Annotated in this window: 20 protein-coding genes, 1 other RNA gene, 1 pseudogene and 1 other annotated feature; of the genes and pseudogenes, 1 reads left to right on the forward strand and 21 read right to left on the reverse strand. The window is 42.8% G+C overall.

What is annotated here, in order from left to right:
• Window positions 1–49 precede the first annotated feature (49 nt).
• From alaS to ETB99_RS12135, 16 genes and pseudogenes are all read right to left on the reverse strand, one after another.
• Window positions 50–2,683 (reverse strand): alanine--tRNA ligase, encoded by a 2,634-nt coding sequence (alaS, locus tag ETB99_RS12060; RefSeq protein WP_171700712.1) that lies wholly within the window; start codon window positions 2,681–2,683, stop codon window positions 50–52.
• A gap of 308 nt (window positions 2,684–2,991) precedes the next feature.
• Window positions 2,992–4,050: an AI-2E family transporter gene (locus tag ETB99_RS12065; protein WP_171700713.1), complete on the reverse strand. Its 1,059-nt coding sequence runs from the start codon at window positions 4,048–4,050 to the stop codon at window positions 2,992–2,994.
• Between the two features lie 87 nt (window positions 4,051–4,137).
• Window positions 4,138–4,278, reverse strand: coding sequence for a YrzQ family protein (locus ETB99_RS12070; protein ID WP_006320530.1), 141 nt, complete (start codon window positions 4,276–4,278; stop codon window positions 4,138–4,140).
• A gap of 10 nt (window positions 4,279–4,288) precedes the next feature.
• On the reverse strand, window positions 4,289–4,480 hold the full coding sequence (locus ETB99_RS12075; protein ID WP_021093919.1) for a hypothetical protein: 192 nt from the start codon (window positions 4,478–4,480) through the stop codon (window positions 4,289–4,291).
• A 100-nt stretch (window positions 4,481–4,580) separates the two neighbouring features.
• Window positions 4,581–6,935 carry an SF1B family DNA helicase RecD2 gene (recD2, locus tag ETB99_RS12080; RefSeq protein WP_077429364.1) on the reverse strand — a complete coding sequence of 785 codons (2,355 nt, stop codon included), beginning with the start codon at window positions 6,933–6,935 and terminating at the stop codon, window positions 4,581–4,583.
• Between the two features lie 11 nt (window positions 6,936–6,946).
• Entirely contained in the window at window positions 6,947–7,603 is a 657-nt protein-coding gene (locus ETB99_RS12085; protein WP_041638053.1) for a tetratricopeptide repeat protein, read from the reverse strand.
• 62 nt (window positions 7,604–7,665) lie between these two features.
• Entirely contained in the window at window positions 7,666–8,763 is a 1,098-nt protein-coding gene (gene mnmA, locus ETB99_RS12090; RefSeq protein WP_216366177.1) for a tRNA 2-thiouridine(34) synthase MnmA, read from the reverse strand.
• Window positions 8,764–8,777: 14 nt separating this feature from the next.
• Window positions 8,778–9,923: a cysteine desulfurase family protein gene (locus ETB99_RS12095; protein WP_171700715.1), complete on the reverse strand. Its 1,146-nt coding sequence runs from the start codon at window positions 9,921–9,923 to the stop codon at window positions 8,778–8,780.
• 15 nt (window positions 9,924–9,938) lie between these two features.
• Complete coding sequence (gene cymR, locus ETB99_RS12100) at window positions 9,939–10,355, reverse strand: cysteine metabolism transcriptional regulator CymR (protein WP_171700716.1); 417 nt, start codon at window positions 10,353–10,355, stop codon at window positions 9,939–9,941.
• A gap of 73 nt (window positions 10,356–10,428) precedes the next feature.
• On the reverse strand, window positions 10,429–11,709 hold the full coding sequence (locus ETB99_RS12105) for a replication-associated recombination protein A (RefSeq protein WP_171700717.1): 1,281 nt from the start codon (window positions 11,707–11,709) through the stop codon (window positions 10,429–10,431).
• A 65-nt stretch (window positions 11,710–11,774) separates the two neighbouring features.
• Window positions 11,775–11,897, reverse strand: a pseudogene (locus ETB99_RS12110) (helix-turn-helix domain-containing protein); the annotation flags it as partial.
• Window positions 11,898–12,086: 189 nt separating this feature from the next.
• Complete coding sequence (locus ETB99_RS12115) at window positions 12,087–12,851, reverse strand: tRNA threonylcarbamoyladenosine dehydratase (RefSeq protein ID WP_077429370.1); 765 nt, start codon at window positions 12,849–12,851, stop codon at window positions 12,087–12,089.
• A gap of 112 nt (window positions 12,852–12,963) precedes the next feature.
• A non-coding RNA gene (gene ssrS, locus ETB99_RS12120) (6S RNA) lies at window positions 12,964–13,156 on the reverse strand.
• Window positions 13,157–13,206: 50 nt separating this feature from the next.
• Window positions 13,207–14,985: an aspartate--tRNA ligase gene (gene aspS / locus ETB99_RS12125; RefSeq protein ID WP_077429371.1), complete on the reverse strand. Its 1,779-nt coding sequence runs from the start codon at window positions 14,983–14,985 to the stop codon at window positions 13,207–13,209.
• 11 nt (window positions 14,986–14,996) lie between these two features.
• Window positions 14,997–16,268, reverse strand: a complete 1,272-nt coding sequence (gene hisS / locus ETB99_RS12130) for a histidine--tRNA ligase (protein WP_077429372.1) — start codon at window positions 16,266–16,268, stop codon at window positions 14,997–14,999.
• 52 nt (window positions 16,269–16,320) lie between these two features.
• Window positions 16,321–16,548: a binding site (T-box leader), on the reverse strand.
• Between the two features lie 52 nt (window positions 16,549–16,600).
• Window positions 16,601–17,872, reverse strand: coding sequence for an N-acetylmuramoyl-L-alanine amidase family protein (locus ETB99_RS12135; protein WP_171700718.1), 1,272 nt, complete (start codon window positions 17,870–17,872; stop codon window positions 16,601–16,603).
• Window positions 17,873–18,004: 132 nt separating this feature from the next.
• Between ETB99_RS12135 and ETB99_RS12140 the strand changes: the two genes are divergently transcribed.
• Complete coding sequence (locus tag ETB99_RS12140) at window positions 18,005–18,178, forward strand: hypothetical protein (RefSeq protein WP_006320494.1); 174 nt, start codon at window positions 18,005–18,007, stop codon at window positions 18,176–18,178.
• Window positions 18,179–18,214: 36 nt separating this feature from the next.
• Here the strand turns inward: ETB99_RS12140 and dtd are convergent, their stop codons facing one another.
• The 5 genes from dtd to ETB99_RS12165 all read right to left on the reverse strand — a co-directional run bounded on the left by dtd (window position 18,215) and on the right by ETB99_RS12165 (window position 24,757).
• Entirely contained in the window at window positions 18,215–18,655 is a 441-nt protein-coding gene (gene dtd / locus ETB99_RS12145; RefSeq protein WP_077429374.1) for a D-aminoacyl-tRNA deacylase, read from the reverse strand.
• Between the two features lie 14 nt (window positions 18,656–18,669).
• Window positions 18,670–20,868 carry a RelA/SpoT family protein gene (locus ETB99_RS12150; RefSeq protein WP_077429375.1) on the reverse strand — a complete coding sequence of 733 codons (2,199 nt, stop codon included), beginning with the start codon at window positions 20,866–20,868 and terminating at the stop codon, window positions 18,670–18,672.
• Window positions 20,869–20,971: 103 nt separating this feature from the next.
• Window positions 20,972–21,484, reverse strand: coding sequence for an adenine phosphoribosyltransferase (locus ETB99_RS12155; protein ID WP_004889284.1), 513 nt, complete (start codon window positions 21,482–21,484; stop codon window positions 20,972–20,974).
• The gene (gene recJ, locus ETB99_RS12160; RefSeq protein ID WP_129000628.1) at window positions 21,450–23,810 is read right to left on the reverse strand and encodes a single-stranded-DNA-specific exonuclease RecJ; all 2,361 of its coding nucleotides are present in this window, start codon (window positions 23,808–23,810) and stop codon (window positions 21,450–21,452) included. The genes ETB99_RS12155 and recJ overlap by 35 nt, the downstream gene beginning before the upstream one ends.
• A 53-nt stretch (window positions 23,811–23,863) precedes the next feature.
• Window positions 23,864–24,757 carry a cation diffusion facilitator family transporter gene (locus ETB99_RS12165; protein WP_129000629.1) on the reverse strand — a complete coding sequence of 298 codons (894 nt, stop codon included), beginning with the start codon at window positions 24,755–24,757 and terminating at the stop codon, window positions 23,864–23,866.
• Window positions 24,758–24,771: the final 14 nt, after the last annotated feature.

Raw genomic sequence — 24,771 nt, forward strand, 5'->3', positions numbered from 1 at the left:
ATCTGGCATATCCATCCTTACATCCATTGTACACGATTTCCACCGTTTATTAAACAGATTTTACCCACTGTTCGACAAATTTAAGTGCCTCATCTACTTTATTCGCATCTTTTCCGCCCGCTTGTGCCATATCCGCTCGGCCACCGCCGCCGCCGCCACAACGCGTCGCCACTTCTTTAATGAGTTTTCCAGCGTGATAACCGCGGTCGATTAAGTCGTTTGTGACACCAGCAATTAAGTTTACTTTATTTTGTTGTACAGAAGCAAGCACAATGATCGCTGAACCTAATTTTTGTTTTAAATCGTCGACCATTGCACGTAAGCTGTTCATATCGGCGTTGTTCACTTTACTTGTGACAAGTGGAACACCGTTTACTTCTTTTACTTGGTTCACTAAATTTTCTGCTTCCATATGGCTTAAACGAGCAGCAAGCGATTCATTTTCACGTTGCAATTCGCGCATATCGTTCATGAGTGTATCGATGCGCGTTAACACATCTTTCGGATTCGTTTTTAATTTTTCCGCTACTTCTTTTAATAATGCAATTTGATCATTCATTAAACGATACGCAGCTTTTCCTGTAACTGCTTCAATCCGACGTGTGCCTGCCCCAATGCCCGATTCAGAAACAATTTTAAACAAACCGATTTCGGCTGTATTTTTCACATGGCAGCCACCGCAAAGCTCTAGGCTGTAATCGCCTACTTGCACGACGCGCACGATGTCACCATATTTTTCACCAAATAGCGCCATCGCCCCCATCGCTTTTGCTTCATCAAGCGGTTTATATTCAATCGCAACAGGGAGATTGCGCCAAATTTGCTCGTTAACGATCGCTTCAATTTGCTCGAGCTCTTCTTGCTTTACTTGACCGAAATGCGTAAAGTCAAAGCGTAAACGATCAGGAGCAACAAGCGAACCAGCTTGGTTCACATGCACACCAAGCACATCTTTTAACGCTTGATGCAACAAATGCGTCGCTGTATGGTTTTTCACAATATCGACGCGCGCTGCTTCGTCGACATGTGCGATATATGTGCCGTTTGTTTGAATAACCCCTTGTTCGACGACGATGTGATGTAAATGTTGACCGTTTGGTGCTTTTTGTACGTCTTTTACGTACGCTTTTCCTGTCTCTCCTTCAATCCAACCGCGGTCAGCAATTTGTCCACCGCTTTCTGCATAAAACGGCGTTTCACGTAAAATCAATTGCGCTTCTTGTCCTTCGCTTACCTCATTGACAAGTTGTCCGTCTTTTACGATTACTTCGACAACAGAAGAAACAGAAAGCTGGTCATAACCGACAAACGTGCTTTCTACTTTAATGTCGCCTAATACGCCGCCTTGGACTTGCATCGAATCAACATCTTGACGTGCAGCACGTGCCCGTTCGCGCTGGCGCTCCATTTCACGTTCAAAACCGCCGTGATCGACTTTCATTCCTTCTTCTTCCGCATACTCTTCCGTTAATTCCACAGGGAAGCCGTATGTGTCGTACAAGCGGAATACATCTTCGCCGCTAATTGTATCGCTACCACGTTGTTTTTCTTTTTCGATGACGCTTGCTAAAATTGCAAGTCCTTCATTTAACGTTTCATGGAAGCGCTCTTCTTCATTTTTAATTACTTTTTGAATGAACGATGCTTTTTCTTTCACTTCCGGATAATAGTCGACCATAATTTCACCGACCACTGGAACGAGCTCATACATAAATGGACGTTGAATGTTTAATTGTTTCGCATAGCGAACGGCACGGCGCAACAAACGACGCAACACATAACCGCGTCCTTCGTTCGATGGCAGCGCCCCGTCGCCAATCGCAAACGTGACCGTACGAATATGGTCGGCAATGACTTTAAATGCTACGTCTTTTTCGGCATCCGTGCGATATGTTTCCCCTGAAATTTGTTCAGTTGCACGAATGATTGGCATAAATAAATCGGTATCAAAGTTTGTCGGAACGTCTTGTAAAATCGAGCACATCCGCTCTAATCCCATGCCCGTATCAATGTTTTTCTTAGGAAGCGGTGTATATGTACCGTCAGGGTTATGGTTAAATTGCGAAAAGACGAGGTTCCATACTTCTAAATAACGTTCGTTTTCTCCACCCGGATATAATTCTGGATCGTTCGGGTCGTTGCCAAATTGTTCCCCGCGGTCGTAGAAAATTTCTGTGTTCGGACCGCTCGGACCTTCCCCGATATCCCAGAAGTTCCCTTCCAATCGAATAATGCGTTCTTCTGGCAATCCAATTTCGTTATGCCAAATGTCAAACGCTTCTTCATCTTCTGGATGAATTGTCACAGAAAGACGGTTCGGATCAAAACCGATCCATTTTTCGCTCGTTAAAAACTCCCATGCCCAATGAATTGCTTCTCGTTTAAAATAGTCGCCGATCGAGAAGTTTCCGAGCATTTCAAAAAACGTATGGTGGCGCGCTGTTTTTCCGACGTTTTCAATGTCGTTTGTACGAATTGATTTTTGCGCATTACAAATGCGCGGATTGTCTGGAATGACGCGGCCATCAAAATATTTTTTTAACGTTGCGACACCGCTATTGATCCATAACAATGACGGATCGTCAATCGGAATAAGCGATGCGCTCGGCTCAACAGCGTGACCTTTTTCTTTAAAAAAGTCTAAAAACATTTGACGAACTTGAGCAGATGTTAGCTTCTTCACGTTTCCTTCCTCCCTTATAAAAATATAAAAACTCCCATCCCTGCTCAGGGACGAGAGCTTGCTCGCGGTACCACCCTGTTTATGGACAAAACGTCCATCACCTCAACCGCCGTAACGTGGCTTCGTCGGCAGGGTTTGCCTGCACTCAGGATTAGCGTTCTGTTACTCTTCATCTGGAATTTCTTTCAGCCACGGAAATTCCTCTCTGTGCGCCAAAAGCGCTTTAAGATGGACTGTAACATACTCGATCCGTCATCGTTTTTTATGTATCACTCTTGTGAAAATTATAGACAAGCCCCTTTTTTTTGTCAATTTGTTTTCAGCGAGCGAATGTGTACAAATGTCGCCTTAGCAATCGCAACGATCGGAACAGCAACAATTAAACCGATGATGCCACCGATTTCCCCACCAACAAATAAGGAAAACATAATAATAAGCGGATGTAAATGTAAGCTTTTCCCTACAATAAGTGGGGATAAAATGTTTCCTTCAATGAACTGCAATAAAAAGACGATTCCAACAGTAAGAAGCAGTTTGTTTACTGATACGGTTGCAGCAATAATCGCCGCTGGAATAGCTCCAATAATTGGTCCGAAATACGGGATGACATTTGTAACCCCGACGATCATGCCAAGCAAGAGGGGATATTTCATATCAATAAGCCAAAACGAAAGCGTAGCAGCCGTTCCGATCAAAAAACAGACGAACAATTGTCCACGAATATATCCACCGAGCGTTTGATCAACGTCGCGTAAAAATTGCATACCTTTATGGCGCCATTTTTTCGGAGTCCATTCCCACGCTGCTTTTTTAATAAGCTCCACATCTTTTAACATGTAAAACGCAATGAAAGGAATAATAAAAAAGATGATGATTCGATTAATGAGTTGTTTCACTCCAATAATCGCACCTGTAACCGCCTCGCTAATAAATGACTCCGCTTCTGTCATCATCGCCTCAATGCGTTGATGGACATCATAAGGCCATGTGGCTGTTTCTTCATGAATATAATTCGTCCATTGTTCATACGTACGAACAAATATCGGTAAGCTTTTATTTAAATCTTCTAGCTGAGCAATGAACAACGGTGCCCCTTTGTAAATAGCAAAACCGATTCCACCAAAAAATAGTGCATAAATGGCAAGAATGGCAAGCGCTCTCGGCATGCCTCGCTTATGAACGTATTCAACAACAGGATGCAATAAGTATGTAATGAATGCGGCGATGAGAAAAGGGGTCATAATTTTAATAAATACATGTAAAAACGGCAGCCATACCGACTGAAGCTTTACAATAAAATATAAGCAAACTAAAATGAATAGCAACTTCGTTAAACGAACGAAAAAATGCAGATGTGAATGCTCCAAGACCATCCCTCCTTGTTATAGTGTTAGAATATAAAGGGGATGTTATACAAACAAACGGCAACCTCAAATGAGATTGCCGTTTTTTCGTTACATAAATGGGCGCAACATTTGTTTGCCGACTTTTCGCACATTGCGCATGTTCATGCCGCCGTTTCGTTGCGCTAATTGGTATGCTGCTACTCCTGCACCGATCGCAATTAAAGAAGCGATTGTTCGATTCATCGTCATTCTCCTTTCATTACGAAAACAAAGTTCGTTCCTGTTCGCTAAACAAATCGTCGAGCGAGCTAAGCGTTCCGTCTTCTTCTACTTGATGCGTATAAATCATTCCTTTTTGGACGGTTAGCTCAATAAAGCAATTCCAGCAATAATACTGATTAACGCCGATTTTACCCAAATCTTTACTTTGACAATTCGGACACTTTAACATAAAGGACACACTCCTCTTTATTTTTTCTTCTATCTTTGTCATTTTTTTACGTAAACATACGTCACGGAAAGAAGGAGCGTGCCAATATGTGTGTCCGTCATTATGTTACGTCATTTTCCATAAAGTCATACGGGGTAACACCTTCCATTCCGATGTTTGCATCTTCCATCGGAAGCAGCTGTTGCTCAGGCGAAATAGTATTTGTTAATTTTTCGTACAATGTCGTTTGTCTCGTTCCGTCATCTGTTCGCATGACCCCAAGCTGGAACGCTTCTTCTTCACCGCACAAAATTAAATATCGTTTACTGCGCGTAATGGCTGTGTACAATAAATTGCGCCTTAACATGCGATAATAACTTTTTACAACAGGCAAAATGACGATCGGAAATTCGCTTCCTTGCGATTTATGAATCGAACAACAGTAGGCGTGCGTAATTTGATTCAATTCTTGTTTTGGGTATGTCACTTCGTTTCCATCAAACGAAACGACAACGAGATCTTGTTTTTCTACGTTTTCGTTGGCATAGAAAATCGCAACGATCTCACCGATATCGCCATTAAACACATTTTCATCCGGCTGATTGACTAGCTGCAACACTTTATCGCCTACGCGATAAACGACATCACCAAACGTAAGCTCTCGTTTATGATCATGTTTTGGATTAAATAGCTGTTGCAACGTTTCGTTTAATCGATCAATTCCTGCATGACCGCGATACATCGGTGCGAGCACTTGAACGTCTTTTGCGCGATATCCTTTTTGTTTTGCGTTTTCAGCTACTTTTTTTACGACGTCAACGACTTGTCCGCCCGTGCAACGAATAAATGAACGGTCTTTTTGTGGAAACGTCAAATCGTGAGGAATGTTTCCATCTTTAATCGCATGGGCAAGGGAAATGATCGACGAACCTTCTGCCTGGCGATAAATGTCTGTCAAGCGAACGGTCGGAATGACGTTTGCGCGAAGCAAGTCTTTCAGCACTTGTCCTGGTCCGACGGACGGTAATTGGTCTTCATCGCCAACGAAAATGACTTGCATGGATGATGGAACAGACTTTAATAACTGATTCGCTAGCCACGTATCGACCATGGACATTTCATCGACAATTAACAACTTTCCGTTAATCGGTTCGTCTTCCCCACGTTGAAACCCGTCACCACTCCAGCCGAGCAAACGATGAATCGTCATCGCCGGCAAACCTGTCGATTCCGTCATGCGCTTCGCTGCACGGCCGGTTGGAGCAGCAAGTAAAATCGGAAACGGCTCGTCCGTATCATAGCTCGTCGGATCAAGCGATAGCCCATGCAATTTAGCGAACAAATGAACAATACCATTAATGACCGTCGTTTTTCCTGTCCCTGGTCCGCCTGTTAAAATGAACAACGGGGAACAAAGGGCTTGTTGAATCGCCTCTTTTTGTTTTTGCGAATATTGAATGTTTGCTTCTTCTTCCCATTCACCGAGCGCTAGTAAAAATTCGGCTTCAGAAAACGTAGTCATGCCCTTTTGCTCAAGCAGCCGCTTCACGTTTGACACGATACCTTTTTCCGCAAAATACAAGGAAGGGATGTAAAAACGATCTTCTTCCACAATTAACTTCCCTTCTTCAGATAAATGGATCATTTCACGGGAAATGCAAGCAACTTCAACGGCTTCTTGCCGTTTCGCCTCTAACAATTGTTTCACTTCTGTAAGGAGTTGTTCATACGTCATATACACATGTCCTTCTTGCATGCAATGTTGCTCCATGACGTATAAACAACCTGCCCGAATGCGATCCGGATGATTGCCCGAAATACCGAGCTGCAAGCCGAGATCATCAGCGCGACCAAATCCAATTCCTTCAACGTCTTCGACAAGTTGATATGGATTTGTGCGAATGATTTGTAACGTTTCATCTTTGTACACTTGATAAATTTTCATCGATAATTGAGGTCCAAACCCAAATTGCGACAAAGCAATCATAATTTGTTCTAATCCTTCATGTTCGCGCAACGTCTCATACAGCTGCTTTGCTTTTGCTTTTGTTAGCTTCGGTACGTTCGCAAGCACATCGGGATCTTCTAATATTTTTGAAATCGCTCGCTCCCCTAACGTTTCCACGATCGCCGCCGCTGTTTTTTTTCCGATTCCTTTAAACATGCCGCCCGATAAATATTGAATCACTCCTTCTTTCGTTTCAGGAAACTCTTTTCGAAAATGATCAACAACATATTGTTTTCCAAAGCGCGGATGTTCTTTAAATGTGCCGAAAAACGTATATGTATCATACTCACCGAGCAAAGGGAAATAGCCTGTCACAACAACGTCTTTTTCTATATGCGCTTCATTTGTTTCTTCTACGCGTACACGAATAACTGAATATAAATTGTCTTCGTTATGAAAAATGGTACCGACATGGACGCCTTTAATAAACGATCGTCCGTCTAAATCTAACTGTTGTTGCAACGCCATCTCCCCCTTTGTTATTGCAATGCGCGTTCCATTAGCTTTTTCCCATGACCTGCTAACAAATGATCCGGTTGAATAGCCAGCGCCTTTTCAAACATCTCATATGCCGTTTTCGGATCGTCTTTGTATGCATATGCGACACCTAAATTGTAATACGCATCTGCATGTTGGTCGTTTAAATGAATCGTCCGTTCAAAATACGTCATCGCCTCATCCACGAACTGTAGTTGCGCGAAACAAAGCCCGAGCTGAAATGTCGCTTCGACATCGCGCTCGTTTAATTCTACTGCCCGCTGAAAATATGGTAGCGCTAAACGTGGTTGCTCTAAGTACATAAGCGACATGCCAAGCATAAAAAACACATCTCCATCTGCTAATCCGACTCGAATCGCCCGTTCAAATTGTTCTTTCGCTCGTTCAAATTGTTGGCGATTGTAATAAATGGATCCGAGTCCGTAATAAGCGGTCGCTGCTTTTTCATCAAGTTCAAGTGCTTTATGGAAAAAGCGAATCGCTTTTTCTTCTTCACCGACAGCTGCTAATACGTTTCCAAAATTAATGTAACCAACAGGATCGTTCGGTTGTCGTTCAATCGCTTCATGAAAACATTTAACCGCTTCTTCATATTGTCCTTGCTGCATATATTGAATGCCTTGTGCGTTGTAATCCATTACTATCACCTCATATGCATATTATAACAAAAAAGCCTTCAACTCGTCTGTTGAGTTGAAGGTTAGCCAACGTATGTCAATCTTTCACCGTTGCGAAATACTTGATCGATCGTTCCGCCACCGAGACATTGTTCACCGTTGTAGAAAACGACCGCTTGCCCCAGCGTAACTGCGCGTACGCGTTGGCTAAATGATACGCGTGCCGTCGTTTCATCAATCATTTCTACTGTCACCGGTACATCTGGTTGACGATAACGGAATTTCGCTGTACAAGCAATCGGTTCATTCGGTTTTCGATCGCTGACCCAATTGACGTTCGTTGCAATAATTGCATCAGAATAAAGCAATTCGTTATCAAATCCTTGTGCAACGTATAAAATGTTGTCTTTTAAATTTTTCCCAACAACGAACCAAGGCTCTCCGCTACCACCAATACCAAGTCCGTGGCGTTGTCCGATCGTATAGTACATTAAGCCATCGTGCGTACCTTTTACTTCTCCATCGAGCGTTTGCATCTTGCCCGGCTGTGCAGGTAAATAATTGCTTAAAAACTGTTTAAAATTGCGTTCACCGATGAAACAAATGCCGGTGCTATCTTTTTTTCCTGCTGTCGCAAGTCCGGCTTCTTTGGCGATTTCACGCACTTTGGACTTTTGTAATTCGCCGATTGGAAACAACACTTTCGATAATTGAGCTTGGCCAAGCTGATTTAAAAAATACGTTTGATCTTTATTTGCATCTAACCCGCGCAACAATTGATATTCTCCATCGCGATAGGCAACGCGGGCATAATGTCCTGTCGCTAAATAGTCCGCTCCAAGCGCCATCGCATGTTCTAAAAATGCTTTAAACTTAATTTCTTTATTGCACATCACATCTGGATTTGGCGTACGCCCTGCTTTATATTCGTCTAAAAAGTACGTAAATACTTTTTCCCAATATTGCTTTTCGAAGTTGACCGCATAATACGGAATACCAATTTGGTTGCACACACGCACGACATCTTCGTAATCTTCCGTTGCGGTACATACACCGTTTTCATCTGTATCGTCCCAGTTTTTCATAAAAATACCGATAACATCGTACCCTTGTTGTTTCAATAAAAGGGCAGCAACGGACGAATCGACTCCTCCTGACATTCCAACAACTACTCTTGCCATTTTTCCCCCCTCTTTCACGCTTTCGTTAGTCTTTTTACAATTTTTGATATTTCATGTGCGGCACGTTCTATTTGTTCCAACGTATTTCCATATCCAAAGCTAAAACGAACAGAAGAACGAATGCGCTCCGATTCATTTCCGTACATCGCCACTAACACATGTGACGGATCAATTGAGCCAGCTGTACACGCCGAGCCGCTTGAGGCGGCAATGCCTGCTAAATCTAAATTGACAAGCAATGCTTCTACATTTGTTTCGAAAAACGCAACATTTAATACATGTGGCAAACGATTTGTTTCATGACCGTTCACCGCGTAATGAATGCCTTCTCGTTCAAATGTCGTCAACATGATACGTTGAAACTGTTCATATAACGCTCGTTTTTCAGACATCATTTGTTGTGCGAGTTCAGCTGCTTTTTGCAATCCGACAATACCGGGTACGTTTTCTGTCCCTGCACGTCGTTTTCTTTCTTGTTCTCCGCCGTATATGTGTGGCGTCAGACGAACCCCTTCACGTACGTATAAAAAGCCGACTCCTTTTGGTCCGTTAATTTTATGGCTTGATACGGAAAGTAAATCGATGCCGAGTTCGTGCACATCGATCGGAACGAGACCATACGCTTGTACTGCATCTGTATGAAAATACACATCGTGGTCATGAAGCAATTGACCAATATCATGAATTGGTTGCAACACACCTGTTTCGTTGTTGCCAAACATGATAGAGACAAGAACCGTATCGTCGCGCAAAGCGCTTTTTAGCTGTTCAATAGAAATGATGCCATGCTCATCCACAGGTAAGTATGTCACATCAAATCCTTGTTTCTGTAAATATTTGCACGTGTTTAATACAGCATGATGTTCGACAGACGTTGTAATGATGTGTCGTCCTCTCTCGCGATTCGCCATTGCCACACCAATGATCGCTAAATTATCCGCCTCTGTTCCACCGCTTGTAAAAATGATTTCGTTCGCTTTTGCCCCGATCGTTTTAGCAATGGTCTCCCTCGCTTCATCAAGGGCACGTCGTGTTTCACGACCAAATGAATGAATGCTTGATGGGTTGCCAAAATATGTTGTCATGTACGGTACCATTGCCTCCACAACTTGCGGATGAACAGGAGACGTCGCTGCGTGGTCTAAATAAATGCGCTCCAAATACATTCTCCTTTCCTAGATATAAAACATATATGCATCACCGTGGTCGTCGGTATGACTTGCTAAGTCTTCAAGCGTCGTGCTATCTAACACTTCTTTTACCGCATCGCGAACGCGCATCCATAATTCACGTTTCGCTGGTTCTTCATCTTCTAGTCCTTCAACGACTTGAAGCGGTCCTTCCAACACACGAATAACATCGCCCGCAGTAATTTTTGATGGTTCATCTGCTAAAATGTAACCGCCATACGCTCCACGAACGCTTTTCACTAAACCAGCGTTTCGCAATGGGGAAATGAGTTGTTCTAAATAATGCTCCGACAAATTATTCATTTGAGCGATCGATTTTAATGAAATCGGTCCCTCTCCATATCGTTTCGCCAACTCAATCATAATCGTTAAACCGTATCGGCCTTTTGTAGATATTTTCAAACGGATCATCCCCTCATTCACTGTCAAAAGAAACACAAGCCATTATAACATAAAAATACGAAACAGAGGAACGTTACTGCTTTTTTCGTTCATTGAGCCGCTCATAAACGGAAGCGAATTGCTTTTCTTCGCCGTTTTGTTTCGGTTGATAATATTGCACTCCGATTAAATCATCAGGTAAGTATTGTTGTGCCACCCAACCGTATGGATAATCGTGTGGATATTTATACCCTATTCCGCGTCCAAGATGTTTCGCCCCCGCATAGTGAGCATCTTGCAAATGAAGCGGAATCGATTGTCCTTTTCCGTTTCGCACATCTATAAGCGCTTGATCGATTGCTTTATAGGCGCTATTTGATTTCGGTGATAAACACATGTCAATCGTCACGACTGAAAGCGGAATGCGTGCTTCTGGCATACCGAGACGCTCTGCGGCTTCGATCGCGCTCATCACCTTCACACCGATCAGTGGATTGGCTAATCCAATATCTTCATAAGCAATGACTGCAAGGCGACGGCAAACAGCGGTAAGATCGCCACCTTCAAGAAGCCTTGCTAAATAGTGAAGCGAAGCATCTACGTCACTGCCGCGAATGCTTTTTTGAAAAGCGGAAAGTAAAGAATAATACGTATCTCCTTGTTTATCATACGTTAGCGACTTGTTTTCTACACAAGACAAAACAGCTTGCACATCCACAACAGCATATTGATCCCTTTGTTTCGTTGCATATACGACTTCCTCTAAAATCGTCAATGCCGCTCGAGCATCTCCGTTTGCCCCTTCAGCAATGATCGAAAGCGCCTCATCGCTAATGTCAATATGCCAATCGCCTAATCCTCGTTCACGATCGGCTAAAGCGCGGTGCAATAATGCGAGCGTCTTCTCTTTTGTTAATGGCTGCAACTGTTTTATTTGTCCTAAGCGACTGCGAACAGCCGGATTAATCGAATGAAATGGATTTTCTGTCGTCGCACCAATGAGGGTAATCAAACCGCTTTCGACATGTGGTAATAAATAATCTTGTTGCGCTTTTGTGAAACGATGAATTTCATCAATAAATAAAATAACGTTGCCTTCAAAGCGAGCATCCGCCACTATTTCTTCCATTTCTTTTTTTCCTGCCGTCGTCGCATTGAGCATATAAAACGGACGTTGTACCGTTCCAGTGATCGCATAAGCAAGCGATGTTTTCCCGACGCCAGGCGGTCCATAAAGCAATAACGATGGCACATAACCATTTTTAATCATTCGATATAGCGCTGTATGTGAACCGATGACATCGTCTTGTCCGATAACTTCATCAATCGTACGCGGGCGCATACGATAAGCAAGCGGCTCTTGAGCAAACAACATCGTTTTCTCACCTCACAATGCTAACGCTGCACGTAGGGCAGGAACAAATTGGCGCATATGACTTTGTTGTATAATGATCCTTTGGCTAACTGACTATGTTCAGCAATTTCTTGCATCGTTGTCGCATGATATCCTTTTTCAGCAAATAGTTTCATTGCGACTTCAATAATTTGTTCTTTTCTGCTCATGAGGCTCCATCCTTACTGTTCGTTTCTCATTTTATTATAACACAACAGGTTGACCGAATTTCAGCCAGCCTGCAACGATTATACTTGTCGTTCTTTTTTCGCTTGACGGAAGAAAAATAGTTCGTATACAACAGGAACGAGAATTAACGTCAATAACGGTAAAAAAACGCAAAGGAGTTCCCTTTGCGCTCATTGTTGATCGACACGTTGGATCGGAATATCTTTTAATAATTGTTGTACAACATGTGCAGCCATGATGAGGCCAGCAACCGATGGAACAAACGCATTCGATGAAGGTGGTATTTTTGCCTTACGAATGGTTGCCTCATCATTTCCTACTTCCTTTCGCACGTCTTCGCGAATGACAATTGGAATTTCATCCGAGAAAACAACGGTGATGCCTTTTTTAATTCCTTCTTTCCGCAATCTCGTGCGAATAACTTTTGCAATCGGATCCGTATGCGTTTTTGAAATATCAGCAATGCGAAAACGGGTCGGATCCATTTTATTTGCCGCTCCCATGCTTGAAATAATTGGGATGTTTCGTTCTAAACATTGTTTCATTAGATGAATTTTATACGAAATCGTATCGGATGCATCAATGACGTAGTCAATATCGTACGAAAAAATTTGTTCATACGTCTCTTCTGTATAAAACATTTTTAACGCAATGACTTCGCATGCTGGATTAATGTCTGCGATGCGCTCTTTCATCACTTCTACTTTCGGACGACCGACAGTAGATAATAGCGCATGAATTTGTCTGTTCACATTTGTAATGTCAATATCGTCTTTATCGATTAAAATGAGACGTCCAACCCCTGAACGAGCAAGCGCCTCAACCGCAAATGATCCGACACCTCCAATGCCAAGAACGGCCACTGTGCTTTCGCTTAATTTTTTTAAACCTTCTTTCCCGATTGCGAGTTCATTACGAGAAAATTGATGTAACATGTTGTTCCTCCCATATGTAAGTCTTTCAATCGGATATATATGCATTGTGGCACAAATAAAGCCTTGACGTAAAGCATGTTCTTTACGTCAAGGCTTCATTCGTTTTTGTTTCCTAAGTCCCAATCGTGCCGTCGCTGATGGCCTTTGTTTTGAACCCGCTCTCTCACAGGTGGGTGCCCTGTTTCAAGCTTATGTACGTCCTCTCTATGTAAATGAGGCATGTACGCCACCTGAAAACCCGGGCTCCCGTATCACACATTGTTCGGTCAAAACAATAGGTGATACGACAAACACATCAGGACTTGTTGTTACTTGTATGTTAGCACACTTCGAACGTATTTGCAACGTTACAAATTTAGTCTACTTTTTGAACGTCTTTGATTCGCAAATGTAATTCTTCTAATTGCTCTTCGCTAACTGCACTTGGCGCTTCCGTTAACAAGCAACTCGCGCTCGCTGTTTTCGGGAAGGCGATTGTATCACGTAAATTCGAACGCCCCGCAAGCAACATGACAAGCCGGTCTAATCCAAGCGCAATTCCCCCATGTGGAGGCGTACCGTATTCAAACGCTTCTAGCAAAAAGCCAAACTGTTCACGCGCTTGTTCTTCAGTAAAGCCGAGCGTTTTAAACATTTTTTCTTGTATATCACGCTCGAAAATACGGAGTGAGCCTCCACCTAGCTCATATCCATTTAACACAAGATCGTATGCTTGCGCTCGAACGCTCGCTGGGTCTGTTTCAAATTTTGGCACATCTTCACGAACAGGCATGGTAAACGGATGATGCGCTGCATAATAACGACCTTCTTCTTCGTCGTATTCAAATAGTGGCCAATCTGTAATCCATAAGAAATGAAACGCTGATTCGTCAATCAACTGTAAATCTTTTCCTAACTTTGAACGCAATGCACCAAGCGCATCGGCAACAACCGATTTTTTATCAGCGACAAATAACAATAAGTCACCCGTTTCTGCTTCAAGTGTTTGCATCATTTGTTTTTGTTCATCTTCATTGAAAAACTTAGCAATTGGTCCTTTTAAGCCGTCTGCTTCAACTTTCAACCAAGCTAATCCTTTTGCTCCATAACGAGCGACATATTCCGTTAGCGCATCAATATCTTTACGCGAATATTTATCCGCTGCACCTTTCACATTGATCGCCTTCACTTGTCCGCCGTTTTGCACCGCGCTTGCAAACACTTTAAACCCGCAATCTTTCACTTGCTCGGATAAATCAACAAGCTCAAGTCCAAAACGCGTATCTGGCTTGTCCGAACCGTAACGCGCAATCGCTTCATCGTATGACATGCGCGGGAACGGAATAGAGATGTCGACTCCTTTTGCGACTTTCATGACGCGCGCCATCATTCGCTCGATCATTGCTAAAATATCGTCTTGACTCATAAACGATGTTTCAATATCGACTTGTGTAAATTCTGGTTGACGATCAGCACGTAAATCTTCATCGCGGAAACAACGAGCGATTTGATAATATCGTTCAAAGCCAGCGACCATTAATAATTGTTTAAAAATTTGCGGCGATTGTGGTAACGCATAAAACTCGCCTGGATGTACACGGCTTGGCACTAAGTAATCGCGCGCCCCTTCTGGCGTACTTTTCGTTAAAATTGGCGTTTCTACTTCTAAAAAGCCTTCTTCGTCTAAAAAGTCGCGAATCGCTTTCGTTACTTGATGGCGCATTTGAAACGTCTGGAACATCACCGGGCGACGCAAATCTAAGTAGCGATATTTTAAGCGAACGTCTTCGGATACATCTGTTTTATCTGAAATCGGAAACGGCGGCGTTTTTGCTTCACTTAAAATCGTCACGTGCGTCGCATGCACTTCAATTGTTCCAGTCGGTAAATTCGGATTAACTTGTCCTTCTTCGCGTTGAACGACCGTTCCTTCTACGTCTAACACGTATTCGCTACGAATTGTTTCTGCTACTTGCAACGCCTCTTTTGACACATCTGGGCTAAATACAATTTGCACAATACCTGTACGGTCGCGCAAATCGATAAAAATAAGCCCTCCGAGATCGCGACGTTTTTGCACCCATCCTTTTAAGCGCACCGTTTGACCGATCGCCATATCTGTTACTTCTCCACAATAATGCGTCCTTCCGAACATACTTTCCCCTCCTATTTCAATACGTGTTTCATATGTGAAATAAATGTGTCAAGAGGCACTTCTTGCTGTTCTCCCGTTGCCATATGTTTTACGTTAATGACACCTTTTCGCAATTCATCTTCACCTAAAATTGCAACATACGTCGCATGTAAACGGTCGGCAGCTTTAAGCTGTGCTTTCACTTTTCGATCTTGATAATCTTTTTCTGCCGAAATGCCTTCTTTACGTAGCGCAGCAACAAGCGCAACTGCTTCTTCTTTTGCTTGTTCTCCTAAAGCTACAACATAACAGTCAATTCCTTCTAAAATCGGTAACGAAATGCCCTCGGCCTCTAATGCAGCAAGCAAGCGCTCAATGCTTAAAGCGAATCCGATCCCTGGCGTTTCCGGTCCGCCAATTTCTTGAACGAGACCGTTATAACGCCCACCGCCGCATAGCGTCGTAATGGCGCCAAATCCTTCTGCCTCGCTCATAATTTCAAATGCGGTATGATTGTAATAGTCCAAACCGCGCACAAGCCGTGAATCGACTTCAAATGCGATGCCAAGCTTCTGTAAATACATTTGCACTTTTTCAAAATATGTGCGCGACTGTTCATTTAAGTAATCAAGAATCGATGGTGCAGTACGCATCAGTTCGTGGTCGCGATCTTTTTTACAGTCTAAAATGCGCATTGGATTTTTATGTAACCGCGCTTGGCAATCATCACAAAACTCATGAATGCGAGGTTGGAAATGATCGATGAGCGCTTGGCGGTGCGCTTTTCTACTTTCAACATCACCTAAACTATTGATGACAAGTTTCAGCTTTTTCAATCCGAGCGTGTGGTAAATGTCCATCGCTAAAGCGATGACTTCAGCATCAATCGCAGGATCGTTGCTTCCGAGCGCTTCAACACCAAATTGCACGAACTGGCGGAAACGACCAGCTTGCGGACGCTCATAACGAAACATCGGCCCCATATAGTACAGTTTAACTGGCTGATTCGGATACCCGTACATTTTATTTTCTACAAATGAACGAACGACTGCTGCTGTTCCTTCTGGACGAAGCGTTAAACTTCGACCGCCACGGTCTTCAAACGTGTACATTTCTTTTTGAACGATATCGGTTGTATCGCCAACACCTCGTAAAAACAGCTCCGTATGTTCAAAAATGGGGGTGCGAATTTCTTGATAATTGTAACGACGGCAAAGTTCGCGCGCAATGTGTTCAATATATTGCCATTTTGCTGCTTGTTCGGGCAAAATGTCTTGCGTTCCGCGCGGAATTTGAAACGACATATGTTTCCCTCCTTCAGTTTTTATGCAAATAAAAATCTCCCACCCCTAATAAATTAGGGACGAGAGACGAGTTCCCGTGGTGCCACCCTAGTTGAAGCGCATGCTTCCACTTTCATCCGATAACGCCCGGAAAGCGTTCTCTCCTACTAACTGACGCGTTCAAAGAGAAACCTACGGAGTGTTCGTTCGTTAAGTCATCATGGAGAAATGCTTCCAGCCTATGGCATTTCCTCTCTGGCCATGTGTACTCTTAACTACTTTTCTCCATCATCGGCGAGATGTTGAATTTTCTTTTTATATTACGTATGAACAAACCATTTGTCAAGATGACCTTATTTTCCGAAATACTGAAGCAATCCATTATAAATCGCCTCTGTCGCTGCTTGTTGATAGTCTTGTGACATAACAAACAACTCTTCATTCGGATTGCTTAAATAGCCAAGTTCAAGCAATACAGAAGGGCGACTATTTTCACGCAACACATGGTAATTGCCACTTCGAATCCCGCGTTGCTGAATGCCTGTTAGACGGCTCAGCGGATCAAACATCGCATTCGCGAGCGAACGATCAATTGATTTATAGTAATATATCGTTAAACCACTTGCTGTGCGGTTTAATGCGCTATCGTAATGAATGCTAATAAAAGCATCTGCTTGATGTTTCCCCGCTATGTAGACACGCTCACTAAGCGATAAAAAGCGATCATCTTCGCGTGTGAAAATGACGTTCGCACCCATTTGCTTTAGTTTTTCACCTAACAACAATACCGTTTGTAACGTTAACATTTTTTCAATTGTTCCGTTGACTCCAGTCGCCCCATAATCTTTTCCACCATGCCCTGCGTCAATGACAATCGTTTTCCCTACAATCGTTTTTTGATAAGGCGCAGGTTTCTTTGTTACTTGAACGATCCATTCTGCGACATAACCGATCGTTTGTGCATCTACTTGTATGACGTACCATCGTCCTTCTTTTCGAATGACTGCAAACTGGTCGCCACGTTTTGCTTTAGTAATGATAGAGGACTGTGTTGAAGCAGCAGAACGAATATTTGTATTGTCATATAACATTTGGACGTATGTATTTTGTTCTGTATTTTGTTCTGTGTTTTTTTCTGTGTTTTTTTCAACATTTGCTATGTATGAGCGATGCACCCAACCTTCTTTTCCATCCCAACGCACATACATCCAATCCCCTTGTATCATCGTTGCCGTTCCTTTTTCGTTACGATTGACATACCCGATGATCGCATACGTCGTTCCTGGTCCTTTACGAAGTCGTAATCCGTCTGCTTGGCATACAACAAGTTGTTGTATTTGTTTTTTCTTTTCCATCTGTTCGTTTTGCATTTGCACGTATTTGCCGTACACCCAACCTGTCCGATTCGAAGCGAGCCGAATTTGCAGCCATTCCCCTCGCTTTTGAACGACAGCATATTGCTTTCCTTTCGCTACTTTTCCTTGCACCGGAAATGTTAATCCCGGACCTGTTCGTACGTTTAATCGGTCAACAACGATGCGCACGTTCATTGCTGCTGATGCTGTTTGAAAGATCATCAAGAAACAACAACAAATGAACAATGAAGCCACGAACGTTTTTTTCATGCTGTACATCCTCCTACGTTGTCAATGGTCGCTACTTTATTTCTTCACAAATAAACAAAATCCTTCTTTGAATGAAAAGGTAGAAAAATTGGGAATAATACGAAAGACATTTGATGCGAAAGGAGATTGATCATGCGCCATAGTGAAAAAGGGGAATTTATTCATTCACAATCCCCACTTATGCACGTCGATTTTCATTCATTTATTCAAAAAGAAAATGAGCTCACATCGTTTGAACTCGCTTCTGAATTCGGCCTTACCCTCCGTGACGTACAAAAAATAAAAAAACATTTAGCACGAGGATAAGAAAAAACCGGGCTCGTCCACATGCGAGCACGGTTTTTATTTGCTTTCAACAATAAGCGTCACCGGGCCAACGTTTGTCAGTTGTACATCCATCATCGCTCCGAATATGCCCGTTTCCACCCGAATTCCTTTTTGGCGTAATTGTTCATTCAATGCTTCATATATTTGTTTCGCATGCTCCGGTTTTGCAGCATCCATAAAGTTCGGTCTTCTTCCTTTGCGACAGTCTCCGTACAGCGTAAATTGCGAAATTGATAAAATCGCTCCACCAACATCTAAAAGGGATACGTTCATTTTTCCGTGTTCATCTTCAAATATGCGCAAATGAGCAATTTTATCGGCAACAAATGCTGCATCTTCCTCCGTATCATCATGCGTAATGCCAACTAGCAAAACAAGCCCAAAATCAATTTCTCCGACTACTTCGCCAGCTACTGTGACTTTTGCATCTTTTGCGCGTTGAACGACAACTCTCATGGCGACAACCCTTTCTAATTCATGATCCGTCTAACTGAATAAATATCTGGAATTTGTTTAATGCGCTCCACCACTTTTTGAAGATGACTTACGTTATGAATAAAAATCGTCATATGAATCGTTGCCATTTTATTACGATGATCCGTTCTTCCAGATACAGCAGAAATGTTCGTTTTCGTCTCATTGACAGCTTGCAACACTTCGTTCAGCAAGCCACGTCGATCATATCCAGTAATTTCGATGTCGACTGTATATTCCCGTTGACAGTTTGCCCCGCTCTCCCATTGCACAGGAATAAGTCGCTCTTTTGCTTCTTCAACAAGCACGTTCGGGCAATCGGCACGATGAACAGAAACGCCACGTCCTTTTGTAATAAAACCGATAATTTCATCACCAGGCACCGGATTACAACAACGTGACAAACGAATAAGTAAATTATCTACTCCTTCCACGCATACACCAAAATCGCGTTTTTTCATTGGTGTGATGGTTTTCGCCTCTTGGAGCATGTCCGACAAGCGTTTCGCTTGTTCTTCTAAATCGCGTTGTTTTCGCCACTTTTCAGTTAAACGATGCGCGACTTGAGCAGCGGTAATGCCGTTATATCCAACAGCAGCATACATATCTTCTTCGTTAGCAAAATTAAATTTTTCCGCTACCCGTTTCATATTTTCAACAGTGAGCACTTCTTTGACATCAAAACCCATGTTGCGAATTTCTTTTTCGACAAGCTCTTTTCCTTTTTCAACGTTTTCTTCACGGCGTTGCTTTTTGAAAAATTGGCGAATTTTATTTTTCGCATGTGATGTTTGGGCGATTTTTAACCAATCTTGACTTGGGCCATATGAATGATTGGACGTCAAAATCTCAACGATGTCTCCCGTTTGAAGCGGATGATCGAGCGGAACCATTTTTCCGTTCACTTTTGCTCCAATTGTTTTATTTCCGATTTCTGAGTGAATGCGATACGCAAAATCAATCGGCACCGAACCGGCTGGAAGCTCAATGACATCACCTTTTGGCGTAAAAACAAACACCATATCGGAAAATAAATCCATTTTCAACGTTTCGACAAACTCTTCTGCGTTGTTCGTTTCGTTTTGCCACTCAACAATTTCGCGAAACCATGCTAGTTTTTCTTCAAACGTATTCGGTCGAATCGTCTTTCCTTCTTTATACGCCCAATGGGCAGCAATTCCAAATTCCGCAATATGATGCATCTCAAACGTCCGAATTTGCACTTCAAGCGGTTCGCCTTTTGGTCCGACAACGGTCGTATGAAGCGATTGATACATATTTGGCTTCGGCATGGCAATATAGTCTTTGAAACGTCCCGGCATCGGCTTCCAACACGTATGAATAATGCCGAGAACAGCGTAACAATCTTTAATACTTTCAACGATAATGCGCACAGCGAGCAAATCGTAAATTTCGTTAAATTGTTTATTTTGCAACACCATTTTCCGATAAATGCTGTAAATATGTTTTGGACGTCCAGAAATTTCGGCCTGAATCCCGACTTCCTGTAACCGTGCACGCATTTCTTGGATGACTTCTTCTAAATATTGCTCACGTTCTGCCCGCTTTTTCTTCATCAAATTGACGATGCGATAATATTGTTGCGGATTTAAATAACGGAGCGCTGTATCTTCAAGCTCCCATTTAATTTTTGAAATTCCAAGCCGATGGGCAAGCGGAGCAAAAATTTCAAGCGTCTCATTCGCAATCCGGCGTTGTTTTTCGATCGGCAAATGTTTTAATGTGCGCATGTTGTGCAAACGGTCCGCCAACTTAATTAAAATGACTCGTATATCTTGCGCCATCGCTAAAAACATTTTGCGATGATTTTCTGCTTGTTGTTCTTCATGCGATTTATATTTAATTTTTCCGAGCTTCGTTACACCATCAACGAGCATCGCTACTTCTTTTCCAAATTCTCTTTCTAAATCTTCTTTCGTCACATGTGTATCTTCAACGACATCATGTAAAAATCCAGCCGCAATTGTCGCAGGGTCCATTTCTAAATCGACTAAAATCCCTGCCACTTGAATCGGATGAATGATGTATGGTTCCCCAGACTTCCGATATTGCTCGCGATGCGCTTCTTTTGCAAACTCATATGCCCGTTCAATAAACTGTACATCTTCCTTCGACAAATAACGGCTCGCCTTTTCAATTACTTGTTCTGCCGTTAATACTTGTTCATTTGCCATGCAATCACCTTTGTTTTAAACGTATTGACAATATTATCATGAAAATTTTCTCAAATGTAAAGAGCAATGATGCGAAAAAGAGGAGCGTTTTGCCCCTCCTTCCTTAAAATTGCATTAGCGTTAAAATATCGTATCCTTTCAACTTTTCGCGACCTTCTAAATATGTTAATTCAATCAAAAATGCAATCCCAGCGACAATGCCGCCGAGCTGTTCAACGAGCTTAATCGTCGCCTCAATTGTTCCGCCAGTTGCTAACAAATCGTCTGTAATAAGGACGCGCTGACCTGGCTTAATCGCATCTTTATGCATCGTTAATACATCCTTGCCGTATTCTAAACCGTATTCGACACGAATGACTTCGCGAGGTAATTTTCCTTCTTTACGGACAGGAACAAATCCAACACCGAGCGCATAAGCAACTGGACAACCGATAATAAAACCACGCGCTTCTGGTCCAACAACGACATCAATTTTCTTTTCACGTGCGTAATTGACGATTTGATCTGTTGCGTACTTGTACACTTCCCCTTTATCCATAATTGTTGTAATATCTTTAAATTGAATGCCTGGTTTTGGGAAATCAGGAACAATCGTGACGTATTGTTTTAAATCCATTGACATTTTCCTCCTCATACAATGAATCAAACCAACGTTTCAGTTGGGAATAAGATGAGTATAAAAACATATGCTCGAGCTCTGCCTGCGCTTGTTTCAATCGGTAAGAAGGCGATTCCGTTAAATCCCGTTTTTGGACATCGCGAGCTAAAGAAACGATTCCGTTTTCAACAGTTATAAAGCCAAGCTCTTTAAACACTTGAATCATAAATAAAATCGTTTCTTTTGTCCATCCGCGCGAGCGAGCTAAGTCATCAGCGTAACGTCGCATATCAAACGGGCTACGCTTATGCAAAAAGGAATATAACCACTTAAAATGTTCACGCGTTGGCAATACGCTAAAGAAGTGATTCTCCCTTTGATAGAATAACGCATAAATGCGTTCAGGTAAACTACAACTTAATAAAACTTTAACGATTTGCTGTGACGGAGGCAAATCAAGAAAAACAATATACTTTCCACCTACATCAATTACCGCTTCTTGTTCGTGCGACACATATACAATTTCATCTGCATATGCCGACAATTGCAATGCGTCTACTGTGTCACGATGAAAAGCGATCAATAACCGCTTTTCTTTCGGTAGCGATGCCATGAACTTACTTGGATGACGAATGTGACGCATATCAAACAATTGCCACTCATTCACTGCTATATCTTGAATCATTAACTGCGGCTTTCGAAAGTTGTTCCATTCGTTAATAGCAAGTTCCCCTACGATCGAAAGACGAACGTTCGGTGCAATTTCGTCACCGATGTTGCCAAAACCGAATCCGATCGCTTCTAACGTTTTTCCGTCTTCCGTTAACAACAGTTTTAAGTGGTTTTGATCCGTTCCAATTTTTCGCAACGTATCGAGTTGCACATGTTGGAAAAGGACACGCGGCTTCGGATTCCCCATTCCAAACGGTGCAAGCCGATTCATTTGTTCGATAAGTTCAAGCGAAACGTCTGGGATGGAGCAACATAAATCGATGTGAGTGATAGGAATGAAATGTTCGTCCGTTAATTGTTGCTCCGCTGCTTCGTTTAGGCGACGACGTAATTCATCTACATCATGAAAAGAAAGCGTCATTCCGGCCGCCATCGGATGCCCGCCAAAATGCGGCAAAATATCGCGACAGTTTGACAAGTTCGCAAATAAGTCAAATCCCTCAATACTTCGCGCTGATCCTTTGGCTATTCCTTTTTCTTGATCAATGCTTAACACGATCGTCGGACGATAAAACTTTTCGACTAAACGAGATGCCACAATGCCAATAACACCGACATTCCATCCTTCTTTCGCCACAACTAATACACGATCATCTCTATAATGTTGCTCGACAAGTTGAATCGCTTCTTCGGTTATCTCGTTAACAAGTTGTTGACGTTCGCGGTTCATTGCATCAATTTGCTCCGCTAGCATGTCCGCTTCGTGTGCATCTGTCGTCAACAACAGCTGAACAGCTGGATCAGCGCAATCGAGACGTCCGGCGGCATTAACGCGCGGACCGATCATGAAAGCAATCGTATCTTCTGTCACCGCTGTATGTGATACGCCACATTGTTTACAAAGTGCCTGTAAACCGAGACGGTTCGTTTGACGAAATTGTTCAATGCCCAACCGAGCGAGTAAATGGTTTTCGTCTTGAAGCGGAACGAGATCGGCAATTGTCCCGATTGCAACAACGTCCAACCATTCATACGGCACGCGCCCGATAAGCGCATGAGCAAGCTTAAATGCTACGCCGACGCCAGCTAAATGTTTAAACGGATAATTCGGGCTTATTTTCGGATGGATCGTTGCGTACGCTTCCGGTAGTACCGGACCAGGTTCATGATGATCGGTAATAATTAAATCGATCCCAAGCTGTTTCGCTACGTTGGCTTCATGTAAAGCAGAAATGCCTGTATCGACTGTAATGATAAGCGAAACACCTTGTTGTTTCGCTAGTCGAAACGCTTGTTCATTTGGTCCGTATCCTTCTGTAAAACGATTCGGAATGTAAAAAGACACATTCGCTCCTTTTTCTCGTAATGCGCTGACCATGACGACTGTACTGCTTACTCCATCGGCATCATAATCACCGAAAACGAGAATATGTTCATCGTTTGTAATCGCTTTCTCTATTCGCTCAACCGCTTTTTCCATATCGTTTAATAAAAATGGTGAGTGAAATGATTGCTTTCGCTCAAAAAAAGAACGAGCGGCTTCAACGGTATGGTAGCCGCGGCTAACAAGCAATGAGGCAACGAGCGGAGTGATATGTAGCGCTTGCGCAATCATTTGCACTTGTTGCTCGTTTACTTGTTGAATATTCCAACGGGTTTTCGATGCTAACATGTCATTCACCCCTCAACCTTTTTATTATACAAAACAATAGGCTGAGGGGCAATTCATTGTTCATCGTACGGATTAATATGCACCATCACATTATGCACTTGCGGAAACGTCAGTAGCTTTTCTTTCACCCTTTTCCCGATCTCATGCGCTTCTAAAACTGTTAAATGTGGTGACACAGCAATTTTTAAATCGACAACAACATAATGCCCATGTTGACGAGCATAAAGTGAATCAATGCGTTTCACTTCAGAAAATGACAAAACCGCTTCGCGCAAGTTCACCGTCTCTTCTTCGTGCCACACATGATCAAGCGCATGATGAATCGACTCTGCTCCTAACTGCCACGCCACTTTTAAAACGAGGAGCGAAACGAATAGCCCTGCAACGGGATCTGCATAAACGAGCCATGGTGCATGTAATGTTTCACCTAACATCGCGGCAACAATGCCAATGCATGCAGCAATCGAAGAAAAAACATCCGAACGATGCTCGTACGCATTAACGATAATCGCATCGCTTTTAATTTTTTTCCCTAACGCATATTTATAGCGAAACATCGCTTCTTTTACGATGATGGATAAGATGACCGCATATACAGCTATCATTTTTGGCGGTTCAATCGGGTGAAAAAATGAAGAAAAAGAAGATGTTCCAATTTCTATTCCGACGAGAAAAAGCAAAACCGCGACAATAATGGCAGCAATCGATTCCGCCTTCCCGTGTCCATACGGATGATCGTCATCAGGCGGTTGTTTTGCCGCCCGTAACCCAATCCATACCGCAAGTGAGCCTGCTACGTCAGAAGCGGAATGTACCGCATCAGCCATAAGCGCCTTACTGTTTGCGATCATCCCAATCCATCCTTTGATAACTGCTAAAACAACGTTGCCAACAACACCAACCATCGCGGCAAATTGAGCTTGGCGAAAGCGCGCTTGTTCATTCACCCCATTCGCTTCCT

Origin of the sequence: Anoxybacillus sp. CHMUD, from assembly GCF_013096965.1 — a bacterium.
In the GTDB taxonomy this organism is placed as follows: Bacteria; Bacillota; Bacilli; order Bacillales; family Anoxybacillaceae; genus Anoxybacillus; species Anoxybacillus kestanbolensis_A.

What these genes read in the sequence shown, in the direction of transcription:
- dtd (WP_077429374.1), bottom strand. Translation starts at nt 18,655, where the DNA reads ATGAGAGTTGTCGTTCAACGCGCAAAAGATGCAAAAGTCACAGTAGCT.
- ETB99_RS12075 (WP_021093919.1), bottom strand. Translation starts at nt 4,480, where the DNA reads ATGTTAAAGTGTCCGAATTGTCAAAGTAAAGATTTGGGTAAAATCGGC.
- aspS (WP_077429371.1), bottom strand. Translation starts at nt 14,985, where the DNA reads ATGTTCGGAAGGACGCATTATTGTGGAGAAGTAACAGATATGGCGATC.
- ETB99_RS12115 (WP_077429370.1), bottom strand. Translation starts at nt 12,851, where the DNA reads ATGTTACATCAATTTTCTCGTAATGAACTCGCAATCGGGAAAGAAGGT.
- hisS (WP_077429372.1), bottom strand. Translation starts at nt 16,268, where the DNA reads ATGTCGTTTCAAATTCCGCGCGGAACGCAAGACATTTTGCCCGAACAA.
- ETB99_RS12155 (WP_004889284.1), bottom strand. Translation starts at nt 21,484, where the DNA reads ATGGATTTAAAACAATACGTCACGATTGTTCCTGATTTCCCAAAACCA.
- recD2 (WP_077429364.1), bottom strand. Translation starts at nt 6,935, where the DNA reads ATGGCGTTGCAACAACAGTTAGATTTAGACGGACGATCGTTTATTAAA.
- ETB99_RS12085 (WP_041638053.1), bottom strand. Translation starts at nt 7,603, where the DNA reads ATGGATTACAACGCACAAGGCATTCAATATATGCAGCAAGGACAATAT.
- ETB99_RS12105 (WP_171700717.1), bottom strand. Translation starts at nt 11,709, where the DNA reads ATGTTGTTTGCTCAAGAGCCGCTTGCTTATCGTATGCGCCCGCGTACG.
- recJ (WP_129000628.1), bottom strand. Translation starts at nt 23,810, where the DNA reads ATGTTAGCATCGAAAACCCGTTGGAATATTCAACAAGTAAACGAGCAA.
- ETB99_RS12140 (WP_006320494.1), top strand. Translation starts at nt 18,005, where the DNA reads ATGCGCCATAGTGAAAAAGGGGAATTTATTCATTCACAATCCCCACTT.
- ETB99_RS12150 (WP_077429375.1), bottom strand. Translation starts at nt 20,868, where the DNA reads ATGGCAAATGAACAAGTATTAACGGCAGAACAAGTAATTGAAAAGGCG.
- ETB99_RS12135 (WP_171700718.1), bottom strand. Translation starts at nt 17,872, where the DNA reads ATGAAAAAAACGTTCGTGGCTTCATTGTTCATTTGTTGTTGTTTCTTG.
- ETB99_RS12070 (WP_006320530.1), bottom strand. Translation starts at nt 4,278, where the DNA reads ATGACGATGAATCGAACAATCGCTTCTTTAATTGCGATCGGTGCAGGA.
- mnmA (WP_216366177.1), bottom strand. Translation starts at nt 8,763, where the DNA reads ATGGCAAGAGTAGTTGTTGGAATGTCAGGAGGAGTCGATTCGTCCGTT.